Origin of the sequence: Lolliginicoccus lacisalsi (assembly GCF_014841105.1) — a bacterium.
Classification (GTDB): domain Bacteria; phylum Actinomycetota; class Actinomycetes; order Mycobacteriales; family Mycobacteriaceae; genus Lolliginicoccus; species Lolliginicoccus lacisalsi.
This window is the reverse complement of record NZ_JACYWE010000019.1, coordinates 1-3054: the sequence shown is the minus strand read 5'-3', so window position 1 is coordinate 3054 and position 3054 is coordinate 1. Positions and strand designations below refer to the sequence as shown.

Sequence of the window (3054 nt, the reverse complement as noted above, 5' to 3'; positions counted from 1 at the left end):
CTCGCCCGCCACGGCATCGGCATCGACGACACCGTCGCGCTGCTTGTTCCCCGATCGCCAGCCTGGATCGTCGGCATGCTCGCCGCGTGGAAGCGCGGCGCGGCGTACGCGCCCCTCGACGCCGATGCTCCAGCGGGGCGAATCGAGGCGATCCTCGCCACGACGGGCCCTCGCGCCGTCGTGGTCGAGGCGGGCCACGCGGAGGCGGGCACAGGTGCGGCAACACCGATCAGCATCGACCTCGCGGGCAGGGTGGCGGCGACCGCGCCGGGCACACCAGTGCCCACCGCTGCGCGGGGCCTGCCCGAGCAGCGGCTCGGCTACGTCATCTCCACTTCCGGCACCACCGGCCTGCCCAAGCCCACGCTCGTCGAGATGGCAGGGATCACCAACACGATCCGCTGGTACATCGCTGCGATGGGCATCGCGCCCACCGATGCCGTGCTCGTCGCCTCGCCCCCGACGTTCGATCTCACGCAGAAGAACGTCTGGGGGCCCCTCGCCGCGGGTGCCGCGCTGGTGCTGCCGCCCCAGGGCTTCGATCCACGGCGGATCCTGGAATCCGTTCGCGACGCTGGTGGCGCGACGATGGCGAACATGTCACCCACGGCGTTCGAGCTCCTTGTCGAGCACGACCGGGAGGACCTGCTCCTGGCGCTCCGCGCGCTGGCCCTCGGTGGCGAGCAGCCGCGCACCAGGGTCCTCGAGGCGCTGCTCGAGCAGGGCACCACCCTCATCAACGGGTACGGCCCGACCGAGGCCAGTGCTGTCGCCTCCGCGCACGTCATCACCGATCGCGTCGATCCCGTTCCCATCGGTGGCCCCATCCCGGGCACGGTGCTGCGCGTGCTCGATGATCGCCTGCGCGCCGTTCCGCCCGGCACTCCGGGCGAGCTCTACATCGGGGGCATCGGGGTGGGTCGCGGCTACCGGACGATGGCGGGGACCACCGCCACGCGGTTCGTCGCTGACCCGCACGGAGGCCCAGGCTCGCGGCTCTACCGGACCGGCGACCTGGTGGCCTGGCGGACCGACGGCGAGCTCCTCTACCTCGGTCGCTCCGACCTCCAGGTCAAGATCAATGGAATCCGCATCGAGCCCGGCGAGATCGAGGCCGCGCTGCTGTCCATCAGCGGCATCAACCAGGCCGTCGTGACCGTGCAGCACCACAGCACCCAAGGCGATCGGCTCGTCGCCCATGTCACGGCGAGCGAGGGCGCCCCAGGCCTCGACCCGGTAGCGATCCGGGCACAGATCGCCGACGCGCTGCCCGACTACATGGTTCCCGCGGCCGTGATGATCCTCGACGAGATGCCGGCCACGAGCCATGGCAAGGTCGATCGGCGCGCCCTGCCCGCCGTGGAGCTCGATGTGGCCAGCGAGGACATGGTCGAGCCCGAGGGCGAGCTCGAGCGCCTCGTGGCGGGCATCATCGGCGACGTGCTCGGGAACCCTCGCGTGGGAGCGACCACGAGCTTCTTCGATCTCGGCGGCACCTCCCTCAGCGCTATCAGGGTGCTGGGCCGCGTCAGCGAGGCGACCGGAACCGACGTCACGATCCGCGACCTCTTCGCCGCGCCCACCGCGCGCGGGATCGCCCGGGCCCTCGCCTCCTCCACCGGCGCCGCGGCCCTTCCGCCCGTCACGCCACGGCCCCGGCCCGCATCGGCACCGTTGTCCTACGCCCAGGCCCGCATGTGGATCCTCAACCAGTACGCGCCCGCGGCAGCCGAGTACAACATCCCGTTCGCCATCCGGTTCACCGGAACCCTCGACACCGGAGCGCTCGCGCAGGCGCTCGTCGATGTGACCGAGCGGCACGCGACGTTGCGAACGATCTACCCGTCCACGCCGGACGGGCCGGTCCAGGTCGTCGACGATGCGGCCCGCATCGAGCTCGTGCCGCGGGCCACCAGCGCCGAGGCGCTACAGGGCGAGCTCGTCGCGCTCGCGACCACGCCGTTCGATGTCGCCCGCGAGGTGCCCTTCGGTGCCGCGCTATGGCGCATCGATGACACCGATCATGTCCTGGGCATCGTCGCTCACCACATCGCCCTCGATGGGGCATCGCTCGCGCCGCTGGCCCGCGACCTGCTCACCGCCTACAACGCTCGCCGCGCCGGCGCCCCGCCCGAATGGCAGCCGCTGCCCGTCAGCTACATCGATTACGCGCTCTGGCAGCGCGAGGTGCTCGGCGACATCGAGAGGCCCGGCACACGGCTGGCCGCGCAGCTCGAGCACTGGGAACGCGTGCTCGCTGGCTTGCCGCCCGTCCTCGAGCTGCCCACCGACCGGCCACGCCCGGCGCAGCGCACCGCCGCGGGAGGGCGCATCGATCAGCTCATTCCTGCCAGCCTGCACGAGGGCATCCATGCGCTGGCCCGGCGCCACGACGCCACCCCGTTCATGGTCTACCACGCGGCGCTCGCGGTGCTGCTCTCGCGCATGTCAGGGATGCGCGACATCGCTATCGGCACCGCGATCGATGGGCGCTCCAGCGAGGCTCTCCACGAGCTCATCGGCATGTTCGTCAACACGGTGGTGCTCCGCGCCGGGATCGACCCGGGCGCTAGCTTCGACACGGTCCTGCAGCACATCCGCGACCGCGACATCGACGCCTTCAGTCACGCCGATGTCCCGTTCGAGACTCTCGTCGAAGCGCTCGAGCCCGAACGCACCGCCGCCCACGCCCCGCTGTTCCAGGTGGCGCTCGCGGTCGGCGAGGCCCGCGCGGCCCGCATCGAGCTGCCCGGCCTCGTGATCGAGCCGACCGGCATCGATGTCAACGTCACCAAGTTCGACCTGACGCTCGACATCGAGGAGCGCGCGAGCGAGGACGGGACAGCCCTCGGTGCCACGGCACGGCTCCTCTACGCCACGGACCTCTTCGACGCCCGCACCATCGATGCGCTCGGCAAGCGGCTCCTCGCGCTGCTCGCCACGGTGACCGAGCATCCCGCGACGATCGTCTCGCGCATCGAGCTGCTTCGCCCGGACGAGCTCGCCGCGCTCGTTCCCGCGCACGGCACCGAGCCTGGCCCGCCGCGCCTGCTG

General features: G+C 71.6%; 1 protein-coding gene. It reads left to right on the top strand.

The window, feature by feature from the left end; all coding sequences use genetic code 11:
- On the top strand, positions 1 to 3054 hold a 3054-nt coding region (locus tag HT102_RS15680; RefSeq protein ID WP_192040395.1), incomplete at both ends, for a non-ribosomal peptide synthetase.